24 protein-coding genes are annotated in these 21,019 nt (G+C 70.6%); 7 read left to right on the top strand and 17 right to left on the bottom strand.

Going from position 1 to position 21,019, the window contains the following annotated elements:
• From B0293_RS30245 to B0293_RS30235, 3 genes are all read right to left on the bottom strand, one after another.
• Window positions 1-761: lipoyl synthase (locus B0293_RS30245; RefSeq protein WP_077241425.1), on the bottom strand; the 761-nt coding region annotated here is incomplete at its 3' end.
• A gap of 37 nt (window positions 762-798) precedes the next feature.
• Window positions 799-1,755: an oxidoreductase gene (locus B0293_RS30240; RefSeq protein ID WP_039919251.1), complete on the bottom strand. Its 957-nt coding sequence runs from the start codon at window positions 1,753-1,755 to the stop codon at window positions 799-801.
• Between the two features lie 43 nt (window positions 1,756-1,798).
• Entirely contained in the window at window positions 1,799-2,329 is a 531-nt protein-coding gene (locus tag B0293_RS30235; RefSeq protein WP_005164246.1) for an aldose epimerase family protein, read from the bottom strand.
• A 132-nt stretch (window positions 2,330-2,461) separates the two neighbouring features.
• Between B0293_RS30235 and B0293_RS30230 the strand changes: the two genes are divergently transcribed.
• Window positions 2,462-3,079: a TetR/AcrR family transcriptional regulator gene (locus B0293_RS30230; RefSeq protein WP_039919246.1), complete on the top strand. Its 618-nt coding sequence runs from the start codon at window positions 2,462-2,464 to the stop codon at window positions 3,077-3,079.
• A gap of 24 nt (window positions 3,080-3,103) precedes the next feature.
• Complete coding sequence (locus B0293_RS30225; RefSeq protein ID WP_005164242.1) at window positions 3,104-4,039, top strand: LLM class F420-dependent oxidoreductase; 936 nt, start codon at window positions 3,104-3,106, stop codon at window positions 4,037-4,039.
• A gap of 63 nt (window positions 4,040-4,102) precedes the next feature.
• Here B0293_RS30225 and B0293_RS30220 read toward each other — a convergent pair whose 3' ends face one another.
• The 8 genes from B0293_RS30220 to lpdA form a co-directional block, all read right to left on the bottom strand.
• Window positions 4,103-4,399, bottom strand: coding sequence for a hypothetical protein (locus tag B0293_RS30220; RefSeq protein ID WP_005164240.1), 297 nt, complete (start codon window positions 4,397-4,399; stop codon window positions 4,103-4,105).
• Between the two features lie 61 nt (window positions 4,400-4,460).
• Entirely contained in the window at window positions 4,461-5,204 is a 744-nt protein-coding gene (gene lipB / locus B0293_RS30215; RefSeq protein ID WP_005164232.1) for a lipoyl(octanoyl) transferase LipB, read from the bottom strand.
• 10 nt (window positions 5,205-5,214) lie between these two features.
• Window positions 5,215-5,829, bottom strand: coding sequence for a phosphatase PAP2 family protein (locus tag B0293_RS30210; RefSeq protein ID WP_005164231.1), 615 nt, complete (start codon window positions 5,827-5,829; stop codon window positions 5,215-5,217).
• Window positions 5,826-6,710 (bottom strand): TIGR01777 family oxidoreductase, encoded by an 885-nt coding sequence (locus tag B0293_RS30205; RefSeq protein ID WP_005164230.1) that lies wholly within the window; start codon window positions 6,708-6,710, stop codon window positions 5,826-5,828. Before B0293_RS30205 ends, B0293_RS30210 begins: the two co-directional genes overlap by 4 nt.
• 14 nt (window positions 6,711-6,724) lie before the next feature.
• On the bottom strand, window positions 6,725-7,225 hold the full coding sequence (locus tag B0293_RS30200; RefSeq protein ID WP_005164228.1) for an ArsR/SmtB family transcription factor: 501 nt from the start codon (window positions 7,223-7,225) through the stop codon (window positions 6,725-6,727).
• Window positions 7,226-7,246: 21 nt separating this feature from the next.
• Entirely contained in the window at window positions 7,247-8,329 is a 1,083-nt protein-coding gene (locus tag B0293_RS30195) for a serine hydrolase (RefSeq protein ID WP_005164227.1), read from the bottom strand.
• Between the two features lie 197 nt (window positions 8,330-8,526).
• Window positions 8,527-10,299: a 2-oxoglutarate dehydrogenase, E2 component, dihydrolipoamide succinyltransferase gene (gene sucB, locus B0293_RS30190; protein ID WP_005164224.1), complete on the bottom strand. Its 1,773-nt coding sequence runs from the start codon at window positions 10,297-10,299 to the stop codon at window positions 8,527-8,529.
• A 56-nt stretch (window positions 10,300-10,355) separates the two neighbouring features.
• Window positions 10,356-11,729, bottom strand: coding sequence for a dihydrolipoyl dehydrogenase (gene lpdA, locus B0293_RS30185; protein WP_005164222.1), 1,374 nt, complete (start codon window positions 11,727-11,729; stop codon window positions 10,356-10,358).
• A 214-nt stretch (window positions 11,730-11,943) separates the two neighbouring features.
• On the opposite strand from lpdA, the gene B0293_RS30180 reads away from it, so the two are divergent.
• The gene (locus tag B0293_RS30180) at window positions 11,944-12,288 is read left to right on the top strand and encodes a hypothetical protein (protein WP_039919250.1); all 345 of its coding nucleotides are present in this window, start codon (window positions 11,944-11,946) and stop codon (window positions 12,286-12,288) included.
• A 7-nt stretch (window positions 12,289-12,295) separates the two neighbouring features.
• Here B0293_RS30180 and B0293_RS30175 read toward each other — a convergent pair whose 3' ends face one another.
• The 3 genes from B0293_RS30175 to B0293_RS30165 all read right to left on the bottom strand — a co-directional run bounded on the left by B0293_RS30175 (window position 12,296) and on the right by B0293_RS30165 (window position 15,351).
• Complete coding sequence (locus B0293_RS30175; RefSeq protein WP_005164218.1) at window positions 12,296-12,748, bottom strand: GNAT family N-acetyltransferase; 453 nt, start codon at window positions 12,746-12,748, stop codon at window positions 12,296-12,298.
• Between the two features lie 33 nt (window positions 12,749-12,781).
• Window positions 12,782-13,765, bottom strand: a complete 984-nt coding sequence (locus B0293_RS30170) for an SMI1/KNR4 family protein (protein WP_005164216.1) — start codon at window positions 13,763-13,765, stop codon at window positions 12,782-12,784.
• Window positions 13,766-13,848: 83 nt separating this feature from the next.
• Window positions 13,849-15,351: a leucyl aminopeptidase gene (locus tag B0293_RS30165; RefSeq protein ID WP_005164215.1), complete on the bottom strand. Its 1,503-nt coding sequence runs from the start codon at window positions 15,349-15,351 to the stop codon at window positions 13,849-13,851.
• A gap of 133 nt (window positions 15,352-15,484) precedes the next feature.
• Between B0293_RS30165 and B0293_RS30160 the strand changes: the two genes are divergently transcribed.
• Complete coding sequence (locus tag B0293_RS30160) at window positions 15,485-16,339, top strand: hypothetical protein (protein ID WP_005164214.1); 855 nt, start codon at window positions 15,485-15,487, stop codon at window positions 16,337-16,339.
• Complete coding sequence (locus B0293_RS30155; RefSeq protein ID WP_005164213.1) at window positions 16,332-16,958, top strand: DUF402 domain-containing protein; 627 nt, start codon at window positions 16,332-16,334, stop codon at window positions 16,956-16,958. Before B0293_RS30160 ends, B0293_RS30155 begins: the two co-directional genes overlap by 8 nt.
• Before the next feature lie 161 nt (window positions 16,959-17,119).
• On the opposite strand, the gene B0293_RS30150 is transcribed toward B0293_RS30155, so the two are convergent.
• The gene (locus tag B0293_RS30150; RefSeq protein ID WP_005164212.1) at window positions 17,120-17,431 is read right to left on the bottom strand and encodes a hypothetical protein; all 312 of its coding nucleotides are present in this window, start codon (window positions 17,429-17,431) and stop codon (window positions 17,120-17,122) included.
• Window positions 17,432-17,547: 116 nt separating this feature from the next.
• Between B0293_RS30150 and B0293_RS30145 the strand changes: the two genes are divergently transcribed.
• Complete coding sequence (locus B0293_RS30145; protein ID WP_005164211.1) at window positions 17,548-18,651, top strand: branched-chain amino acid aminotransferase; 1,104 nt, start codon at window positions 17,548-17,550, stop codon at window positions 18,649-18,651.
• Window positions 18,652-18,761: 110 nt separating this feature from the next.
• Here the strand turns inward: B0293_RS30145 and cobT are convergent, their stop codons facing one another.
• The gene (gene cobT / locus B0293_RS30140) at window positions 18,762-19,838 is read right to left on the bottom strand and encodes a nicotinate-nucleotide--dimethylbenzimidazole phosphoribosyltransferase (RefSeq protein ID WP_039919245.1); all 1,077 of its coding nucleotides are present in this window, start codon (window positions 19,836-19,838) and stop codon (window positions 18,762-18,764) included.
• Between the two features lie 93 nt (window positions 19,839-19,931).
• Between cobT and B0293_RS30135 the strand changes: the two genes are divergently transcribed.
• Window positions 19,932-20,600, top strand: a complete 669-nt coding sequence (locus B0293_RS30135) for an IspD/TarI family cytidylyltransferase (protein ID WP_005164209.1) — start codon at window positions 19,932-19,934, stop codon at window positions 20,598-20,600.
• Here B0293_RS30135 and B0293_RS30130 read toward each other — a convergent pair.
• Window positions 20,597-21,004 carry a hypothetical protein gene (locus B0293_RS30130; protein ID WP_005164208.1) on the bottom strand — a complete coding sequence of 136 codons (408 nt, stop codon included), beginning with the start codon at window positions 21,002-21,004 and terminating at the stop codon, window positions 20,597-20,599. The genes B0293_RS30135 and B0293_RS30130 overlap by 4 nt on opposite strands.
• Window positions 21,005-21,019 lie beyond the last annotated feature (15 nt).

Below are 21,019 nucleotides of genomic sequence, written 5' to 3'. Positions count from 1 at the left end.
GGCGAAGGCCGCAGGTACTGGGTGATCGTCAGGATCTCGCAGCCCGCGTCGACCAGGTCCTGCATCGCCGGAGCCACCTCCTCCGGCGTCTCGCCCATACCCAGGATCAGGTTCGACTTCGTCACCAAACCGGCCTCACGAGCCTTCGTGATGACCTCCAGCGACCGCGCGTACCGGAAACCAGGCCGGATCCGCTTGAAAATCCGCGGCACCGTCTCCACATTGTGCGCGAGCACCTCGGGGCGGGACCCGAAGACTTCGGCCAGCTGATCCGGATCCGCGTTGAAGTCCGGGATCAACAGCTCGACACCGGTACCCGGATTCAACGCGTGAATCTGACGCACGGTCTCCGCGTACAACCACGCGCCACCGTCTTCAAGGTCGTCACGCGCGACACCGGTCACCGTCGAGTAGCGCAAACCCATCGCCTGCACCGACTCCGCCACCTTGCGCGGCTCGGTGCGGTCCAGCGCCTCCGGCTTGCCCGTGTCGATCTGGCAGAAGTCACAACGCCGCGTGCACTGATCGCCACCGATCAGGAACGTCGCCTCGCGGTCTTCCCAGCATTCGTAGATGTTGGGACAGCCGGCTTCTTCACACACGGTGTGGAGGCCTTCGCGGCGCACCAGGCCTTTGAGTTCGGTGAACTCCGGTCCCATCCGGGCGCGCGTCTTGATCCACGACGGCTTCTTTTCGATGGGAGTCTGGGAATTCCGGACCTCGAGCCGCAACAGCTTGCGGCCATCTGGGGCAGCACTCACACCGTCACCCTACGCCCGCCGGAGTAGTGGTCGCCGCTCACGCGGGGTCGGGGGTGACGCCCGTCAACTTGGTGGTCACGTCCCACAACGCGGCACCGAGCGATTCGCTCCTCGCCGGGGTCAACGGCCGTACCTTGACCGGGGTTCCGCGAAGCCCGCCGAGCCCGCGAGGGCCGATGTAGTCGCCGCCCTCGACCTCGGGGGACGTCGCCGCGAACAGCTGCGGAAGCGTGCCCTGGCGGGCGTTCTGCGCGATGAAGATCTCGCCGATCCGGTTGCCCCCGGCGACGAGCGCGCGCACCACCGGGTTGCGGTAGGAACGGGCCATCCCCGAACCGAGCCCGGTCCACGTGTAGCCGGGGTGCGCCGCCACGCTGACGACGTCCTCGCCCGCGGCGCGCAGCCTGCGGTCGAGTTCGAGCGCGAACACCTGGTTGGCGAGTTTCGACTGGCCGTAGGCCGAACCCGGGTTGTACATCCGGCGTTCGAAGTTCGGGTCGGCGACGTCGATGCGCGCGCCCGTCGCGGCGACGCTCGACAAGGTGACGACACGCCCCTTCGAGCCGCCGCGCAGCGACGGCATCAGCAGCCAGGTCAGCACCGCGTGCCCGAGATGGTTCGTGCCGAACTGGGTCTCGAAGCCGTCTTTGGTGTGGCCGCGCGGCGTCGCCATCACACCCGCGTTGTTGACCAGGACGTCGAGCTTGCCGCCCGACAGTTCCTGGACCTTCTTCGCGGCTTCGCGCACCGAGTCGAGGTCGGCGAGATCCAGCCGGACGAGTTCGGGCGCTTCCCCGGTCGCGGCCGCGCGCACCTGCTCCAGCGCCTTGGCCCCGCGCTCCGGAGACCGGCAGCCGAGCAGCACGCGGGCCCCCTTGCCCGCGAGCACCTCGGACATGCGCAGTCCCAGCCCGGAGTTCGCGCCGGTGACGAACACGGTCCGGCCGGTCTGATCCGGGATGTCGGCCTCGGTCCAGCGCGCGTGAGCAGCCATGCCGGTCACCTAACTACATCGTCGCGTCCGCCGCCACGGCGGATCAGGCGCTCGGCGCGAGCAGCCGGAGCAGGTGACCCATGGGGCTGCGGCGGCGGGCGGGCTTCGCGTGCCGTCCGTGCCGGAGCAGGGTGGCGAACGCGGCGCCGACCTTGGTGATCTCCCCGGCCGGTTCGTCGCCGTCGGCCAGTCCCGCCGTCAGCGCGAGGGTGCGCAGTTCGGCTTCGTGCGACGGGATCAGCGCCGGGCACCGTTCGAGGGCCGCGTCGAGAACGGCGCGGAGGGTCTCGTGTTCGGCGGTGGCGCTGTTCCAGGCACGGGTGACGGCTTCGACGCGGTCGAGCGCGAGGTCCTGGTCGGCGTAGTCCGGGTCGGTCATCTCGGCGCGGAGGCGACCGGCGAACACCTGGTTCCACTTGTACCGGAGCGCGAGCAGAAGCTCGTCTTCGTCCGCGAAGTACTTGGTGGCGCCAGGGATGTCTTCGAGTGAGATCGCGTCGGACGGGTGGTGACCCGCCTGGCGCAGTGCGGCTTCGAGGATGTCGCGCCGCTGGTAGAAGTCGTTCCAGCTCATGATGTGGGCTCCCCTCCGTGACCCGGTTCATACCGCAGGTTTGCGGCATACTCCCGGTACGGACCTGACAGCAGTCAACATACCATGGGTATGGAGCAGGACCGGCGGCGTAAAGTTGTGAAGGTGGCGACAATGAGGTCAAGGCGGCTGGACTATTCCGAGTCCACCCGGTCGGCACTCGTCGAGAGTGCCGTGGAGCTGTTCACCAAACGCGGATACGCCGGCACGTCTCTCGACGAGATCGCCAAGCGGGCCAGGGTGACGAAAGGCGCGCTGTACCACCATTTCAGTGGGAAGCAGGCGCTCTTCGAGGCTGCCTTCGACACGGTCGAGAGCCAGGTGTTCGACAGGCTCGAAAAGATCATGAACGGACCGGACTCGCCGTGGGAACGGGCGCTCGCCGGGCTGCGCGGTTTCCTGCAGAGCTGCCTCGACCCGGCGTACCAGCGGATCGCGATCCACGAGGCGCCGGTGGTGATGGGCTGGGAACGCTGGCGTGAGGCGGAGGAGCGGTGCAGCTTCGGCCTGGTCCGCACCGGGATCCAGTCGCTCATCGAGGTCGGCGAGGTCGACGACGTCCCCGTCGACGTCACCGCGCGGCTGCTGTTCGGCGCGCTGTCGAGCGCCGCGATCGAGATCGCGAGCTCGCCGGAGCCGAAGAAGGTCAGCGCCCAGGTCGAAGAGGTCCTGGTGCGGCTGCTCGTCGGCTTCCGCCGTGTTCCGGCCGCCGATCACGGGAAAGCGAGCTGAGCACTCCGTCTATAGGGTGACGGCGTGGACCTCAGGATCTTTACCGAGCCCCAGCAGGGGGCCAGCTACGAAGACCTGCTCCGGGTGGCCAAGGCCACCGAGGACGCGGGTTACGACGCCTTCTTCCGCAGCGACCACTATCTGAAGATGGGGTCGGCGACCGGGCTTCCGGGACCGACCGACGCGTGGATCACCCTCGCGGGTCTCGCCAGGGAGACCCGCCGGGTGCGGCTGGGCACGCTCGTCACCGCCGCCACCTTCCGGCACCCGTCGGTGCTCGCGATCTCGGTCGCGCAGGTGGACCAGATGTCCGGCGGCCGGGTCGAACTCGGCCTCGGTTCGGGCTGGTACGACGACGAGCACACCGCCTACGGCCTCGACCTGCCGCCGCTCAAGGAGCGCTTCGACCGCTACGCCGAGCAGCTCGCGGTGGTCACCGGGCTGTGGGAGACGCCGGAAGGGGAGACGTTCTCCTTCGACGGCGAGCACTACAAGCTCGACGGCTCGCCCGGCCTGCCCAAGCCGGCGCAGCGGCCCCGGCCGCCGGTGATCATCGGCGGTGGCGGCAAGAAGCGCACCCCGGCGCTCGCCGCGCGTTACGCGGACGAGTTCAACCTGCCGTTCGCTTCCCCGGAGGCCGCCGCCGAGCAGTTCGGCCGCGTCGACGACGCCGCGCGCGAGATCGGGCGCGACCCCAAGGAGATCATCCGCTCGGTCGCGCTCGTCGTCGCCGTGGGGCGCGACGAGGCCGAGGTCGCGAAGCGTGCCGGTGTCCTCGGGCGCGAGGTGGGCGAGCTGCGGGAGAACGGCCTGGCGGGAACGCCGTCGGAGGTCGTCGAGAAGATCGGGCAGTGGCGGGAGAAGACCGGGATCACCCGGCTCTACCTCCAGCTGCTGGACCTCTCGGACCTGGACCAGATCGAACTGATCGCGTCCGAGATCGCGCCTCAGCTGGACTGAAGTACATGAAGGCCCCCTTCCTTGCGCCTGACGCAAGGAAGGGGGCCTTCATGTACTAGTGGCTCACTGGATTTCGACGCCGATGTCCAGGATCTTCGCCGGCCAGGAGATGGTCAGGTGGGACTCCGCCCCGTTGGCGGCCCACTCGCCGAGGGCATTGCCGCAGACCGGGCTGCAGTTGTACGCGGTCACCCGGTACAGGTGGGTGCCATAAGCGGTGCAGCTCGCCCAGGCGTACTTCGCCCCATCGTGGCCGCCGGTGCAGCCGGGCGGCGGCGTGGCCGACGCCGCCGCGGGCAGGCTCACCGAAGCGGCGACCGCGATACCGGCCGCCGCGAGAACGCGCGAAAACTTGCGCATGACTTCCTCCCAGTACGACCTCCGGCGTTTCCGGTGGTCGTACCGGTGATCTTCGCAGACGTCAGTTCTGCAAGGCGAAAGTCACGCCGGGTGCGGCGGGGGCCTCGGGACGCGGCAGCCAGCGCTCGTCGCTCACCGGCAGATCGCCTTCCATCGCCGCGAGCACGGCTTCACGCGCCATCGGCAGCACCGACGCCACGGTGACCTCGCGGTCGAGTTCGTAGGACAGCGACGTCACGCCCGCGTCCCGGATGCCGCACGGGACGATCTTGTCGAAGGCGCCCAGGTCAGGGTTGCAGTTCAGCTCGAAACCGTGCATGGTCACGCCGCGCTGAACGCGGATGCCGATCGCGGCGATCTTCCGTTCCACACCGCGGTCGTCGGCGGGGATCCAGACACCACTGCGGCCCTCGACCCGGCCGGTGTGCACGCCGAGCTGGTCGCAGACGGTGATCAGGGCCTCTTCGAGACGCCGCACGTAGTGCACGACGTCGATCGGGTCGGCGAGCTTGATGATCGGGTAGCCGACCAGCTGGCCGGGACCGTGCCAGGTGATCTTCCCGCCGCGGTCGACGTCGATCACCGGGGTGCCGTCCGTCGGCCTGTCCTCGGCTTCGGTGCGCTTGCCCGCGGTGTACACCGACGGGTGCTCCAGCAGGAGCATGGTGTCGGGGCCTTCGCCGTCGGCACGGGCTGTCACGTGCCGGCGCTGGAGTTCCCAGGCTTCGGTGTAGTCGATCGTCCCGATTTCGCGGACGTCGACGGGCTCGGTGGCGGCACGGCATGACGTGGTCGAAGAGCTCACCTGAGCGACACTACGCCGGGTCTTCCGGCCGGGGCAGCAGCCCCAGCGCGGCCGCCGAAATCAGGCCGACACCACCCACCGCGAGCACGGATCCCGCAGTGTCGGTCAGCCAATGCACACCCAGCACGATGCGGCAGAGGGCGCCGACGAGCGTCGCCGCGACGGCGATCATGATCGCGAGACGGGTAAGCCGCGGGCGTGTCCAAGCACACAGCAGGACCGCGACGAACCCGGTGCAGGCGACCGCGACGACGTGCCCGCTCGGATAGCTCGGATCGGGGAATTCGCGGGGCCGGTCGCGGTAGAACAGCGGTTTGGCGATCAGGCTGGTCAGGCGGCACAGCACCAGTACGACGGCCAGTTTGACGCACAACGTGGTCAGCTCCCGGCGGCGCAGGGCGAGCACGACCAGCACCGCGCCCAGCGCGAACGGCAGGACCGGGCCGAGGACGTTCGTGACCAGGTCCGCCACCTGCCCGAGGGGCCGCGTGTACTGCCCGCGGAACGTGTCGGCGAGCGCGACGTCCACCGGCGGCGGCCGCTTGTCCACCGACAGCCCGAGGACGACGAAGCCGATCAGCAGAAGGGTTCCGGCGAGGGAGTACAGACCGCGCCGCGCGGTCATGTCGCGGCGGCCAGCGCGTCCTCCAGGGTCGGGTGGCGGAACTCGTACCCTGCCTCCTCCAGTGCCTTGGGCATGGCGCGCTGCCCGAACAGCGCCATCTCCTCGGCGGCCTGGCCGAGGGCGATCTTCATGGCGAACCCGGGGACCTGCCAGAACGCCGGCCGGTGCACTGCGTGGCCCAGGGCCTTGGTGAAGGCCTCGTTCGTGGCGGGCTGCGGTCCGGAGAGGTTCACCGCGCCGGACAGCGACTCGTTCTCCAGCGCGAAGACGATCGCGCCGACCTCGTCGTCGAGCGAGATCCACGGCATGTACTGCTTGCCGTCGCCGAGTTTCCCGCCGAGTCCCAGGCGGAACAGCGGCCTCAGGACGTCGAGGAGGCCGCCCTTGCGCGCGAGCACCAGCCCGGTGCGGACGCGCACGACACGGGTGCCCGCGGTGGCCGCGGTCTCGGTGGCGCCTTCCCACGCGGTGCAGAGCTCGGCGAGGAAACCACGCCCCACCGGACTCGATTCGTCCACAAGGGACGGACCGGGGTCGCCGTAGTAGCCGACCGCGGAAGCGTTGACCAGCACGGGGATTCCGTGTTCGGCCACGGCTTCCGCGAGGACCTCCGTCGGTTCGACCCGGCTGTCGAGCAGGACCTGCTTGCGGGCCGCGCTCCAGCGTCCGGGCAGCAGCGGCGCGCCCGCGAGGTTCACCACGGCGTCGACGCCGTCGAGCGCGCCGTCGGCGATCTCCCCGGCGGGGGGATCCCAACGGCGCTCGTCGCTGCTTCGCTCCTCCCGGCGCACCAGGCGGACCACTTCGTGTCCGGAGCCGCGCAACCGCTTCGTCAGGGAGGTGCCGATCAGTCCGCTCGCGCCCGCGATCAGAACTCGCATGATCCGATCGTTGCCTATCCGCGATCCGGTCGCACGCTCAGGTTCTTCAGTTGCCCGGCGACGTCGGACGCGGCGGTGAGCAGCACCAGCACCGGGATCGTCGAGGCGGGCCGGAGCCGGTAGCTGCCGCGCTTGTCCTGCTCGACGATCCCGGTGCTGGTCAGCGCCTTGAGGTGGTGGTACAGCTGGCCCGGGGACCCGAGTTCGGCGGCCTCCTGCAGGGCGGGCGCCGTCTGCGCGCCCTTCTCGGCCAGCGTCCGCACGAGCGCCACCCGCGCGGTGCTGGACAGGGCCGCGAGCACCTCGACCCGCGGCCCGTCCGCGAACGCCAGCATCGGACCGGGCGTGATGTTGATCGCCCAGCTCAGTTCGAGCGGGTCGGTCAGCTCGCCGTGGTAGCCGACCAGCCCGCCGGGGCTCGCCGCGGACTCGGCCTGCCGCTCACTGTGCTGACTTTCGAGCGCGGCGACCCGTGCTTCGAGGGCGGCGATCCGGTCGGCGAGCTCAGCGTCCATACCGGTTATCTATACCGTCGATCAGCAGAGCGCTCGCTCCAGGGCGGCGAACCGCGCGGGATCGGAGAGCGCCGCGAGCACGAGGTCGATCAGCGGCAGCTCGTTCTGGATGTCCTGATCGGTCACGCCGTGGAGCAGGACGGCCGCCGTGCCCGAACGGCCGTCCGGCCAGCGGACGGAAAGCCCCATGGTGAGTGTGCGCGGCAGCGCCCCGTCCTTGATGAGCACTTCGCTCGCGCCGGGCGGGACGCGATCGGCGAGCGGGCGCGTGAGGATCTCACGGGCCTGCGGGTAGAGACCCCGGGCGATAGCGCGGTGGAGCGAGAACAGCTCCGACGCGGTACCCCTGGCGTGGCCTTTGACCCAGGGCCATTGCGCGTCCGGTGTCGACGGCATGTCCGGGATGCGCTTGAACGCTTCGGCCCGGAAGGCGGGATCGGCCACGAACCGCCGGGCCACCGCGTCGCCCATCGCCCGCCGGACCGCGACCGGGCTGCCGGGCGGGGGCGCGTACTCCGGCAGCATCAGCATCAGGACCTCGCCGCCCAGCGAACGGGTGTCCGGCCTCGGCCACCCGCCGCGAGCCGCCGCGCGCCGGAGGGCGGGGTCGCCGAGGCGGGTGCGGAGGTAGTCGGTGGCGGCGTTGTCACTGAAGAAGATCATCGCCTCGGGGATCCTCGCCAGCGGGACGCGTTGCTCGGGATCCTTGGCGATGCCGTAGTCGTCGCAGGGGACGCCCAACCAGTTGAGCGCCTGGAAATGCGCGCGGCCGTCGGAAACGAACGGGTGGTGGGCGTCCCAGTCGCCGACCCGGATCTGTTCGTCCGGGTCGAGCCTGCCCTCGGCGACGGCCACGGCGTACGCGCTGAGGTGCACGACCTTGACCGAGGACGCCAGCAGGCGCCTCGTGTCGGCGTGGTGGGCGGCTCGGCGGCCCGCGCCGTCGTCGATCAGGACGGAGACATCGCCCCGGTGCGCGGCGATCCAGTCGAGCCAGCCCTGTTGGGTCTTCGTGTCCGGCTGGGCCGCGCTCGCTGTTCCCGGCAGCAGCAACGCGGCCGTTCCGGCGGCGGCGCCCGCCAGCAGATGGCGTCTGGTCAGCATGGTCAACACCCTCCCTCTTGTTTTCCGTAATTCCGGAATACTAGAGTCTCGGAGAGCTGTCAAACACCGCGTTTAGTCCTCTGGATGCGGTAGTTCGTCATGCCAACTACCGCATCCAGAGGACTAAACGCGGGGAGAAAGGCGAAGGCCCCCGCCCCGCCGAAGCGGGACGAGGGCCTTCACGGACCACTGGAGGATCAGAGACCGAGCTCGTCCTCGAAGTTGCCCTCTTCCAGACGCTGCTTGATCGTCGTGACGAAGCGGCCCGCGTCGGCCCCGTCCACCAGGCGGTGGTCGTAGGTCAGCGGCAGGAACGCCATCGACCGGACGGCGATCGTGTCGTTGCCGTCGGCGTCCGCGATCACGACCGGACGCTTCACGACCGCGCCGGTGCCGAGCATGCCGGACTGCGGCTGCACGATGATCGGCGTGTCGAACAGGGCGCCGTTGGAGCCGATGTTCGTGATCGTGAAGGTGCCGCCCGACAGCTCGTCCGGCTTGATCTGGCCCGAACGCGCGCGGCCCGCCAGGTCGGCGATGCGGTGCGCGAGACCGGCGAGGCTCAGCTCACCCGCGTCGTGGATGACCACCGACAGCAGACCCTTTTCGGTGTCCACCGCGATCCCCAGGTGCACCGCACCGTGGTAGGTGATCTCCTTCGTGTCCTCGTTGTAGGACGCGTTGACGTTCGGGTGCTGCTTGAGCGCCTCGACAGTGGCCTTCGCGAAGAACGGCAGGAACGTCAGGTTGACGCCCTCGCGCTCCTTGAAGGCCGCCTTCGCCCGCTGGCGGAGCTTGGCGATCTTCGTGACGTCCACCTCGTGGACCTGCGTGAGCTGAGCGGAAAGCTGCAGCGACTCGCGGGTCTTCGTGGCGGTGATCTGACGGATCCGGCTGGCCTTCTGCACGGTGCCGCGCAGAGCCGCGAGCTCCGGCGAAACCGTGGCCTTGCGCGGAGCCGACGGAGCGGCGGCGGCCGGGGCGGCGGCAGCGGGCTGCGCGGCGGGAGCCGGGGCGGCCTTCTGCTTGGCCTCGGCGGCCGCGAGCACGTCCTGCTTGCGGATACGGCCACCGACACCGCTGCCGGTCAGCGACGACAGGTCGATGCCGTGCTCCGAAGCGAGCTTGCGGACCAGCGGCGTGACGTACGGCGCGTTGTCCGAGCCGTTGTCGGTGCTCGCCGCGGCGGGCTTCGGCGCTTCGGCCTTGGGAGCCGGGGCGGCGGCCTGAGGAGCCGGGGCGGGCTTCGGCGCGGGAGCCGCTTCGGCCTTGGGCTCGGGCTTCGGTTCCGGCTTGGGCTCCGGCTTCGGCTCGGGCTTGGGTTCCGGCTTCGGCTCGGCCTTCGGGGCCGGGGCGGACCCGGCGGCACCGATCACCGCGAGCACCCCGCCGACCTCGACGGTCTCGTCCTCGCCGGCGCGGATCTCCAGCACGGTGCCGGCGACCGGGGACGGGACCTCGGTGTCGACCTTGTCCGTGGAGATCTCGAGCAACGGCTCGTCGACCTCGACGCTCTCGCCGACCTGCTTGAGCCACCGGGTGACGGTGCCCTCGGTGACGCTCTCGCCCAGCTCGGGCAGCTTCACCTCGGTGCCTTCGCCGCCCGAGGCCGGCGCGGTGTCCGGCTGGGACGGCGCGGAAGCCTGCTCCTGCGCGGGCTCCGGCTCCGGCTCGGGCTGCGCCTCTTCGGCGGCGGGCGCGGCGGAACCGGAGGACTCCGGCACGCCGCCGGTCCCGTCGTCGATGACGGCGAGCTCGCCGCCGACCTCGACGGTCTCGTCTTCCTGGGCGCTGATCTTCACGACCTTGCCGGCGACCGGGGACGGGACCTCGGTGTCGACCTTGTCCGTGGAGATCTCGAGCAACGGCTCGTCGACCTCGACGGTGTCGCCCTCCTGCTTCAACCACCGGGTGACGGTGCCCTCGGTGACGCTCTCACCGAGCTCCGGCAACGTGACGGAGTAGGCCATCGTTCGCTGACTCCCTTGATATGTCTTGCTTGGTCTGGTTCTTCGACGGTGAGACGTCAGCTGTGGACGTGCAGCGGCTTGCCCGCCAGGGCGAGGAACGCTTCACCGAGGGCCTCGGTCTGGGTGGGGTGCGCGTGGATGAGCGGGGCCACGTCCTCGGGGAACGCCTCCCAGCTGTAGATCAGCTGCGCTTCGCCGATCAGCTCGCCGACGCGGTCGCCCACCATGTGCACGCCCACGACCGGCCCTTCCGGAGCCTTGATCAGCTTGACCCCACCGGAGGTCTTGAGGATCTGGCTCTTGCCGTTGCCGCCGAGGTCGTAGGTGAAGGTGGTGACGTCGGAGCCGTACTTCTCCTTCGCCTGCGACTCGGTCAGGCCGACCGAAGCGACCTCGGGGTGCGAGTAGGTGACGCGCGGGATGCCGCTCTCGTCGATCACGCGCGGCTCCTGGCCGGCGATCTCCTCCGCGACGAAGATGCCCTGCTGGAACCCGCGGTGCGCGAGCTGCAGACCCGGCACGATGTCGCCGACGGCGTAGACGTTCGGCAGGTTGGTGCGCAGGCGGTCGTCGGTGAGGACGAAGCCGCGCTCCATCTTGACGCCGGCCTCCTCGTACCCGTGCCCGGCCGAGTTCGGGCCGCGGCCCACGGCGACCAGGAGCAGGTCGGCTTCCAGCGTCTCGCCGGACTCCAGCGACACGCTGACGCCGTTGTCGTCCTGCTTGGCGCCGGTGAACCGGACGCCGGTCTTGAAGGCGATCTTGCGACGACGGAAAGCACGCTCGAGCTGCTTGGACGCGTACTCGTCCTCGTTCGGGACCAGGCGGGGCAGCGCCTCCACGATGGTGACGTCGACGCCGAAGGACGCCCAGACGGACGCGAATTCGACACCGATGACACCACCGCCGAGGACGATGACCTTCTTCGGGATGTAGTCCAGCGAAAGCGCCTGCTCGCTCGCGATGATGCGGCCGCCCAGCTCCAGGCCGGGAAGCGTCTTCGAGTACGAGCCGGTGGCGAGGATGACGTTCTTGCCGGTGTAGCGGGTGCCGTCGACCTCGACGGTCGTGCCGCCGACGAACGTCCCGGTGCCCTCGACGAGGTTCACCTTGTGCGCCTTGGCCAGGCCCTGGAGGCCCTTGTACAGGCGGGAGACGATCCCGTCCTTGTACTTGTTGACCCCGGCGATGTCGATGCCTTCCAGCACGGCCTTGACACCGAAGGTCTCGGCGTCGCGGGTCTCGTCGGCGACCTCCGCCGCGTGCAGGAGGGCCTTGGTCGGGATGCAGCCTCGGTGGAGGCACGTCCCGCCAAGCTTGTCCTTTTCGATCAGGGTGACGGAAAGGCCCAGCTCGGCCGCGCGGAACGCGGCGGCGTAGCCGCCCGATCCGCCACCCAGGATCACAAGGTCGGCGGAGGTGTCGGTCACTTCAATAACTCCTCGGCAAGCGGTAGGGGTGGTGCTCTGGCGCCGCTCCGCGCGGTATACGCGCGCGCGGACACTTGCCATCTTGTCACTACGTGTGGAGAGCCTGCGACCTAGGCCGCGTCGTGTGACCCACGGGACACGACCCGCGCGGACCGCCACGCTGAGCACACGCCCGCGTCGGGATAATGGACATCGGACGCGAATGGGAAGTGAGGTGGTCGGAGTGGGTCTGTTCGACTCGCTGCGCCGGCGCTCTAAAGGCGGGCAAAAGCCCGGTACGCTGCGGAAAGCCTCTTCAACCGACTTCAAGCATCTCGAGGAGTGGGCCTCTTCACGGACCGGTGTCGAGGCCTACGTGGAGCCGAAGACCAACGTCACGGAGACCACGGTCGTCCTCATCGCCCATGACGGTGAGTGGACCCGGCGCCGGATCGAGAGCCTGGACGCGGCGCAGCAGTTCGGTCACAAACGGTCGATCCCGGTGTACGAGGTGGCGAGGGTCGGCTACCCGAAGCGGATGCGGGAGTACACCGAGCGGAAGAAGCGCGGCGAAGTCTGAGGCGAGGTCAGAGGCCGATCTCGCCGATGTGCTGTCCGTCGTGGACGGCGCCGGTGTCGCGGAAGCCGAGCCGGAGGTAGAACGCCTCCGGACCGTGCTCGCCCGGGACCCAGAGGACGGTGGCCCGCCGCCGGCCACGGCGCCGTGCCTCGTCGAGGACGGCCTCGACGGCGAATCGGCCGTAGCCCTTGCCCTGCCGTCCGGCCGCGACGTTGAGCCGCCAGATCCCGCAGCGGAAGTAGTCGATCGGGCAGTCCGGATCGAACCCGCCCATCACGAACCCGACCGGTTCGCCGTCGTCGAGGATCAGCCGCGGCCAGGCTATTTCGGGCTGCGCGTAGGCCTCGGCGAGTGAGCGGGCCACGGGGGCCACGTAAGACTCCTGATGCGGTTCGACGGCGATCGAACAGGCGGCGCCGACGTTGTCCCGGGCGATCTTCGCGAGCGTGAGAACGGTCATGGACGCGAAGCTAGCGACGCGCTTCCGCGGATTTCACGCAGATTGCGCCAAAAGGAGCAAGTGCCGCTCCAGCAGCGCGCGGAACGTCGGATGGACGGTCGTGCCGAGCGCGGGGTCGATCTCGACCGTGCGCCACTGCTCCCCGGCGGCCGTCAGCAGCACGACGGCAGGGTCCGAGATCACGACGACACCGCCTTCCGCGCGGAGTTCCGCCGTCCCGAGCAGCCGGGGGAAGACGACGTCGGCGGGCAGGCCGTCGCAGGTCCGGAGGAAGTCGCGGTAGTCGTCGGGCAGCCGGAGCCCGAGCCGCGCCTCGGCCGCGCCGATGGTGCGGGGTGACGCCGCCGGGGGCGCGGTGCCGCCGCCTCGGAGCCGGAGGATGCCGTCGACCATGTCGCGCCAGGAACCGGTGTCGGGCGGGTAGCGCTCGTAGAGTGCCGCGACCAGTGCCCCGGCGCACAGCCCGGACCAGTCGCCGAGGCCGAGCGGGTCCGCGCCGCCTGCGAGCCGTGGCGCGAGGCGCCTCGACGCGGCGAGTACGGCGACGTCCGGGCGGCTCTGGCGCGACGCGATCTCGGCCCAGGACTTCAGGTCGCCTCGCGCGACGGCCTCGCGCAACCGATCCGGCCGTGACGGCCCGAGTTGCGAGACGACCTCGCCGATCGGGGAGCCGCCGAGCAGGCCGTCGAGGTCGGACACGCGCCGGGCGAGGTAGTCGTCGTGGGCGCGTTCCTCGGCGTCGAGGTCGAGCGGGATCATCGCCGCGGCCCACTCCGGATGGGTTCCGCGCGCTTCGAAGAGCATCGCCCACGCGCGGGCCTGCACGGCGCCGGGGACCAGCGCCGTGACGGGACGTTCGGTGAGCGCGTGCCAATGCGTGACCAGCCTGTCGGCTTCCGCCAGGTCGCCGGACGCGGCGAACAGCAGCGCCGCGTGCCCGATCCGGTCGTCGAGCGTCGCGTCGTCGCCGCTGAGCACGTCCCTGATCGCGTCTTCGAGATACGCGTCCCTGTCCACGGCACCGACCTTGCCACAAAGCGCGTGAAGGCCCCCTTCCCGCGGCTCAACCGAGGGAAGGGGGCCTTCACGCGCGAAAGAGGTCAGCCGTTGGCGGCGATGTCCGCGAGGACCGCGGCGATGGTGCGGACCGGGACGCCGGTGCCGCCCTTGCCGGTGTAACCCCACGGCCCGGCGGTGTTGAACGACGGGCCCGCGATGTCGATGTGCGCCCAGGGCAGGCCCTCGGTGACGAACTCGCGCAGGAAGATGCCCGCGGCGAGCATGCCGCCCCAGCGGTGCCCGGTCACGTTCGCGAGGTCGGCGAGACGCGAGTCGAGGTCGGCGCGCAGTTCCTCCGGCAGCGGCATGGCCCAGCCGCCCTCACCGGTCGCCTGCGCGATCGACGCGATGCGGTCGCGGAACTCGTCCGAGCCCATGACGCCCGCGGTGCGGTTGCCGAGCGCGACGACCTGCGCGCCGGTCAGCGTCGAGGTCTCGATCAGGTAGTCGGGGTTCTCCTCGCCCGCACGCACGATCGCGTCGGCCAGCACGAGACGGCCTTCGGCGTCGGTGTTGAGGACCTCGACGGTCTTGCCGCCGTACATGCTGAGCACGTCGCCCGGCCGGTACGAGGTGGCCGAGGGCAGGTTCTCCGCCAGCGGGATGTGCGCGACGACCTCGAGCGGGTACTTCAGCTTCGCGGCCAGCACCACGGAGGCGAGCACGGCGGCCGCGCCCGACATGTCCGAGGTCATGTGGTCCATGTTCGCGGCGGGCTTGATCGAGATGCCGCCCGAGTCGAAGGTGATGCCCTTGCCGACCAGCGCGACCTTCTTCGACGCCTTCGCCGGCTTGTAGGCGACGCGCAGCAGGCGCGGCTGCCGCGACGAACCGCCGCCGACGCCGAGGATGCCGCCGAAGCCCTTGCGCTTGAGGGCCTTCTCGTCGAGGACCTCGAAGTCGAGGCCGCTCGCCTCGGCCAGCGTCTTCGCGCGGTCGGCGAAGGAGGCCGGGAACAGGTCGTTCGGCGGGGTGTTGATCAGGTCGCGGGCGATGATGACCGACTCCGCGATGAGGGTGGCGGCCTTCAGGGTCGCCTTGTGGTCCTTGGCGGCGCCCTCTTCGGGGCTCACGAAGTCGACCTTCGCGACCGGGCCGTCGCCCTTCTCGGAGCGGTACTCGGTGAAGGTGTAGGCGCCGAGCGCGGTGCCTTCGACGGCGGCCTGCAGGTCGATCGCCGACAGCGTGACGAACGCGCGGTCGGTGCCGCTCAGCGCGCGTGCGGCGGCACCGGCGCCCCGGCGGACCTGCTCGGCGGTGACGCCGTCCGCGCCCGCCTTGCCGAGGCCGACGGCGAGCACGACACCGGCGGACAGCTTGCCCAGCGTCGGTACCTTGACGACCTCGTCCGCCTTGCCGGAGGCGCCGAGGGTGCCGAGGACCTCGGCGAGCTTGCCGTCGAAGGCGGCATCGGCGACGGAGGAGCCGGCGGCGAGCGCCAGGCCGTCTTCGCCCTGCAGAGTTCCGATGACGACGACGTCGGCGCGCGTCTTGGCAAGCGCCGCTTCGGCGTTCTCGGTCAGGGCAAGCTTCGGCACGGTCACTTCTGGCTCCTCGCGCGTTCGCGGTGGTACCGGGCGGCCGCCCGGTTGGATCGTGAGCCATGCTAATGACAGCGGGACCTGGGGGAACAGCGGGGCCGACCGGGTCACTCGGTGCAGGAGGAAGGGAGACGGCGTGCGGCTGGCTGGCGGTCTGCTCATCGCACTGGCGGTGGGCACCTCCGGAGCGGACTACTGGGTACTTCTCGCCGCCGTGGTCGCGGTCCTCCTCGCCGTCGCGGCGGAGGCGCTGCTGCCGCCGGTGGGGGACACCCGGCCCGAGCGGATCGCGGGTGCCGTTTCCCGGCTGGGCCTGGTCCTGGTCTTCGCGACGACGTTCGGGCAGTACCTCTTCCCCGCCGCGCCGGGCGTCGCCGCCGCGGTGTTCGCCGTGGTGGCGGCCGTCGCCGACCTGGCCGGGGTCCGGCTCGGTGACTACGCCGCGCGCTGGGTCACCGGGCTGCTGCTGGTCGCGGCCGCGTCCCTGATCGCGATCTGCGTCGGCATCCCGCCACTGGCCCAGTTCCTCGCGCCGGATCCGCCGTCCGTGCCCGGCCTCGGCCTCGCCGTGCTGGTCCTGCTGCCGTTCCTGCTGCCCCGGCGTCCCGGCGCGGGCCGCGCGGCCGCGGTGGGAGCGGTGGCGGTGGCGATCATCGCGGTCGCCCTCTACCAGCTGGGACCGATCCGGCTGGGGCTCTCGGCGACGTCGTTCCGCGAGCTGCTCGCCGCGGCCGACGCGGTCTCACTGCTTCCGGTGCTGACCGTGGTGGTCGCCGTGGCGACCGTGCCCGCGGCGGTGGACGCCTTCACCGACGGCAGGGAGCGGCTTTCCCCGGAACGTCCGAAGGCGACACTCGCTTGTGGACTGATCGTGGCCGTCGCCGCCGCCTTCGCTGGGCCGGTCGTGGCCCTCGGGCTCGCGGGAGTGGGAACGCTCGCCGAACTGGTTCTGCGGGTCCGCGCCCGTCGGTACCGTTCGAGGAGTGTGTGATCCTCTCTGGGCCCCGGGCGACACGGTCGTCGAGCGGTTCCTGCGACCGGACGGCTCGATCGGCCAGCATCACCCGCTGCGGGTCATCGCCGACGACGGCACCGTGCTGCTCGGCTGGCTTCCCGCGGACACCCCGATCATCGGCAGCAGGCTCGCCGACGGACGGCTTTTCCGCGAGGCGCCGTTGGAGGAGCGGTTCCGGGTGCCGCGGGTGCGCGTGGCCGATTTCTGGCGCGACACCTCGACGCTGCGCCGGATCGCCGACGACGAATGGTCGTCGGTCTGGTGGTTCTTCGACGCCGGCGGCCGGTTCCTGAACTGGTACGTCAACCTCGAAGTCCCGCTGGGGCGCACGCCGTCGGGGCCGGACCGGATCGACGGCATCCTCGACGTCGCCGTCGAGCCCGGCGGACGCTGGCAGTGGAAGGACGAGGACGAGGCCGAGGAGGCCGTCCTGGCTGGCCGCATCACCGCCGGTCAGCTGGAGCGGCTGCGCGCCGAGGGGGAGCGGATCGGGGCGCTCGCGGCGGCCGGGCGGTTCCCCTTCGACGGCACGTGGACCGACTTCCGGCCGGACCCGGACTGGCCGGCGCCCGGTCTCCCCGACGGGTTGCTCTAGGCCGTGTCCTGTAAGTCTGCTCGATGGGCTTCGTGATCCAGGTGGTTCCTGGCGGTGCGGGCGGATCGCCCTCGTACCGGGTCGTACTCGGGCGCATCCGCCCGTGCCGTCCAGGGACCGCCTGGGCGCGAGGACCGCGAGCCTGACTTGCAGGACACGGCCTAGCCCGCGACGAGGAACAGCAGCAGCGCGAGCGCGACGTTGATCACCGCGAGGACGACCACCGACTTGGTGGACAGCTCGCGCGGGAACACCTTGCCCTGGACGTGGCGCCACCAGAAGATGCCGAAGATGCCGCCGACCAGGCCGAGGAACGCGCCGAAGCCGCTGCTCAGCAGGGCCCAGCCGTCCATCATGAGCAGGCCGGTGCCGAAGGTCAGCAGCACCGCCGTCACGAAGGTCTTCACGTCGGCCCCCGCGCCGGGGGTGGCGGGCTGGGCCGGGCGGGCGGGCTGCATCTGGTTGTACGTCACGCCGCCATCCTAGGGGCGCGAGGCCTCGCGTGTTCGTCGCAACGGACAGTTCGACGGTGGTAAAGATATGCGGACGTCCGACTAACGTGGGTCCGACCAAGCGTTATCGTCTACCCATGACGACCTCGACGCAGTTCACCCACCTCCCGCACCCGAGCCCCGCGAGCCCGGAACGCGTCGCGGACGTATTGGCCGCACCCGGTTTCGGGCTGCATTTCACCGATCACATGGTGACCGTGAAGTGGAGCGCCGAGCAGGGCTGGCACGAAGCGACCGTCGGGCCGTACGCGCCGTTGACGCTCGACCCGGCGACCTCCGTGCTGCACTACGGCCAGGCGATCTTCGAAGGCCTCAAAGCCTACCGCCAGCCCGACGGCACGATCGCGGCGTTCCGGCCCGACGCGAACGCGATCCGGTTCCGCAACTCGGCCGAGCGCCTCGCCATGCCGCAGCTTCCGGTCGAGGTCTTCCTCGACTCGATCCGCGAGCTCCTCGCGGTCGACAGCCGCTGGGTGCCGACGAAGCCGGGCGAGTCGTTGTACCTGCGGCCGTTCATGATCTCCACCGAAGCCGGGCTCGGCGTCAACCGGCCCGCGAACGAGTACCTCTACGCGCTGATCGGCTCGCCCGCCGGCTCGTACTTCTCGGGCGGCGTGAAGCCGGTGAAGGTGTGGCTCTCGACCGAGTACGTGCGGGCGGTCCCCGGCGGCACCGGCGAGGCCAAGTGCGCCGGCAACTACGCGGCGTCGTTCCTGGCGCAGGCTCAGGCCGTCGCGAAGGGCTGCGACCAGGTCGTGTGGCTCGACGCGGTCGAGCGGCGCTGGATCGAGGAGATGGGCGGGATGAACCTGTTCTTCGTCTTCGGTTCCGGTGACGAGGCCCGGGTCGTGACCCCGGAGCTGACCGGCTCGCTGCTGCCGGGCGTGACCCGCAAGTCGCTGCTGGAGCTGGCGAAGTCGTTCGGGCACCAGGTCGAGGAGCGGCGCATCTCGACCGACGAGTGGGAGAAGGCGGCGGCTTCGGGCGAGCTGACCGAGGTGTTCGCCTGCGGGACCGCGGCCGTCATCACCCCGGTCGGGCACGTGAAGCACGCGGGCGGCGAGTTCTCCGTCGCCGGCGGGCAGCCGGGTGAGCTGACGATGAAGCTGCGCGGCGCGCTGACCGGGATCCAGGAGGGCATCCGGCCCGCTCCGGAAGGCTGGATGTACCCGCTGAGCTGAGGCTTCGGCCCGGCGTCAGGCAAGTCCGTGAAGGCCTCCTTGAGGGACCCAGAGTCCCTCAAGGAGGCCTTCACGGACCTTCGCATTTAGAGGACTAAACGCGGAGTGGGTCAGGAGGCGGGGGCCTCGATCAGCGGCCCGCTCACCCCGGCCTGCTCGTGCGTCGCCATCTCCGCGAGCACCCGCGTCGCCATGAACACCAGCGGCAGCGCCGCGACCGCACCCGTGCCCTCGCCGAGGCGGACGTCCAGATCCAGGATCGGCTCCAGGTCGAGGTGCTCCAGCGCCAGCGCGTGCGCGGGTTCGCCGCCGCGCTGGCCCGCGGTCCACCACTGCCGCGCGCCCGGGACGAGTTCCTCGGCGACCAGCGCGGCCGCGGAGGCGACCAGACCGTCCAGGATCACCGGCGTCTTGCGGAGCGAGGCCTGCGCGAGGAAGCCCGCCATCGCGGCGATGTCGGCGCCGGCGGACGTCCGCAGCAGCGCGACCGGGTCGGCCAGCACGGTCCTCGCGCGCCGCAGCGCGTCCCGGACCGCCACGGCCTTGCGCATCCAGGCGTTGTCGTCGATCCCCGAACCGCGGCCGACGACGGCCACCGGTTCGCTGCCGGTCAGCGCCGCGACCAGCACCGAGGCCGGGGTGCTGTTCCCGATCCCGAGGTCGCCCGCGATGAGCAGGTCGGCCCCGCCGTCGACCTCGGCGTCGGCGATCGCCCGGCCCGCGCGGACGGCGGCACGGGCCTCGTCGTCGGTCAGCGCGTCCTCGACGTCGATCGAGCCGGATCCGCGCCGCACCTTGAACTCGCCGATCGACCGCGTGGCGGGGGCGTCGCTGTCGACGGCCATGTCGACCACCCGGACGCTCGCGCCCGCCGAAGCCGCCAGCACGTTGATGGCCGCGCCTCCGGTCAGCATGCTGCCGACGAGCTGCGCCGTGACCTCACCCGGATAGGCCGAGACGCCCTTCGCGGCGATGCCGTGGTCTCCGGTGAACACCACGACCCTGGGCCGGGTGAACGGACGCGGCGGCGACTGGCCCTGGCAGGCCGCGACCCAGACGCCCAGTTCCTCGAGCCTGCCCAGCGAGCCCGCGGGCTTGATCAGTTTCGAGTGCAGGGCGATCGCCGCCGAGCGCGCGTGTTCATCAGGCTGCTCGACTTCGGCGAACTCGAGGATTTCGTCGTCCAACGCACTGCCCCTTCGGATCGCTTCGGTGGCCGGGCCCAACCTACCCACCCGCCTGTGCCAGAGTTGCCTGTGGCTCAGACGAAGGCCGCCGGGGTGGTGCTCGCGAGCGGAGCGGGTACCCGGGTCGGCGCCAAGCTCAACAAGGTCTACCTGCCGGTGGCGGGCAAGCGGGTGGTCGCGTGGTCGCTCGACGCCTTCGCCCGGGTGCCCGGCATCGACGTGCTCGTGCTGGTCATCCGGCCGCAGGACACCGAACTCGCGGGCGAGGTGCTCGCCGCGCATCCGGGTGCGGTCGAACTCGTCCACGGCGGCGCGACGCGGCAGGGTTCGGAGCTGAACGCCTTGCGCCACTTGGCTTCCCGGATCGAGAGCGGCGAGATCGACGCGGTGCTGCTGCACGACGCGGCCCGTCCGCTCGTCACCCCGGATCTGATCGCGGACGTCCTCGCCGACACCCGGCGGTACGGGGGAGCGGTGCCCGGGGTCGCGGCCGACGACATCGTGCGCGTCGACGGCGACACGGTTTCCGGTGCGCTGCCCGGCGCGATCCGGGTGCAGACGCCGCAGGGGTTCCGTGCCGCCCCGTTGCTGGAAGCGTACGAAACGGCGGAGCGCGAGGGTTTCGTCGGTACGGACACGTCTTCGTGCATGGAAAGGTTCTCCGCGCTGCCGGTGCGGTGGGTTCCAGGCAGCGCGGAGAACCTCAAGATCACCTACCCGCACGACCTCGTTGTCGCCGAGCAGGTGATCGGCCGCGGTTAGGGATCTCCCTGGTTGTCGGCCTTGGCTCCGTTGGCGGGAAGGATCGTGACCGGCTGGCGTGCCTCCATCGGGATCACGCAGTCCGGATGTGGTTGCAGCAACTGGATCGGTGCGGCGGCGTCGCCGGGCGGCGGGATGGTGAGCACCGCGCGCAGGGTCCAGTCGGCCGTCGAGTGGTACTGCCACGAGACCAGCGCCGGGTGGAAGACGTCCGTGTCGGCGAGAGTGGTGACCCGGAAGGCGCTCGCCCGTTCCTCGCCGCGCAGGACGAGGACGTCGGCGCAGGTGTCCCACTGGAACACGGCGGCGCAGACCTCCGGCTCCTCGCGGGGGCCGAAGATGTAGACGACCCACCGGCGTCTTCGAAGCTCTTCGAGCAGTTCGTCGATGCTCAGATGGTTCATCGAGCCCCCCAACGG

The organism is Amycolatopsis azurea DSM 43854 (assembly GCF_001995215.1).
In the GTDB taxonomy this organism is placed as follows: domain Bacteria; phylum Actinomycetota; class Actinomycetes; order Mycobacteriales; family Pseudonocardiaceae; genus Amycolatopsis; species Amycolatopsis azurea.
The sequence above is the reverse complement of the archived record's forward strand: the minus strand, read 5'-3'. Positions and strand labels throughout refer to the sequence as shown.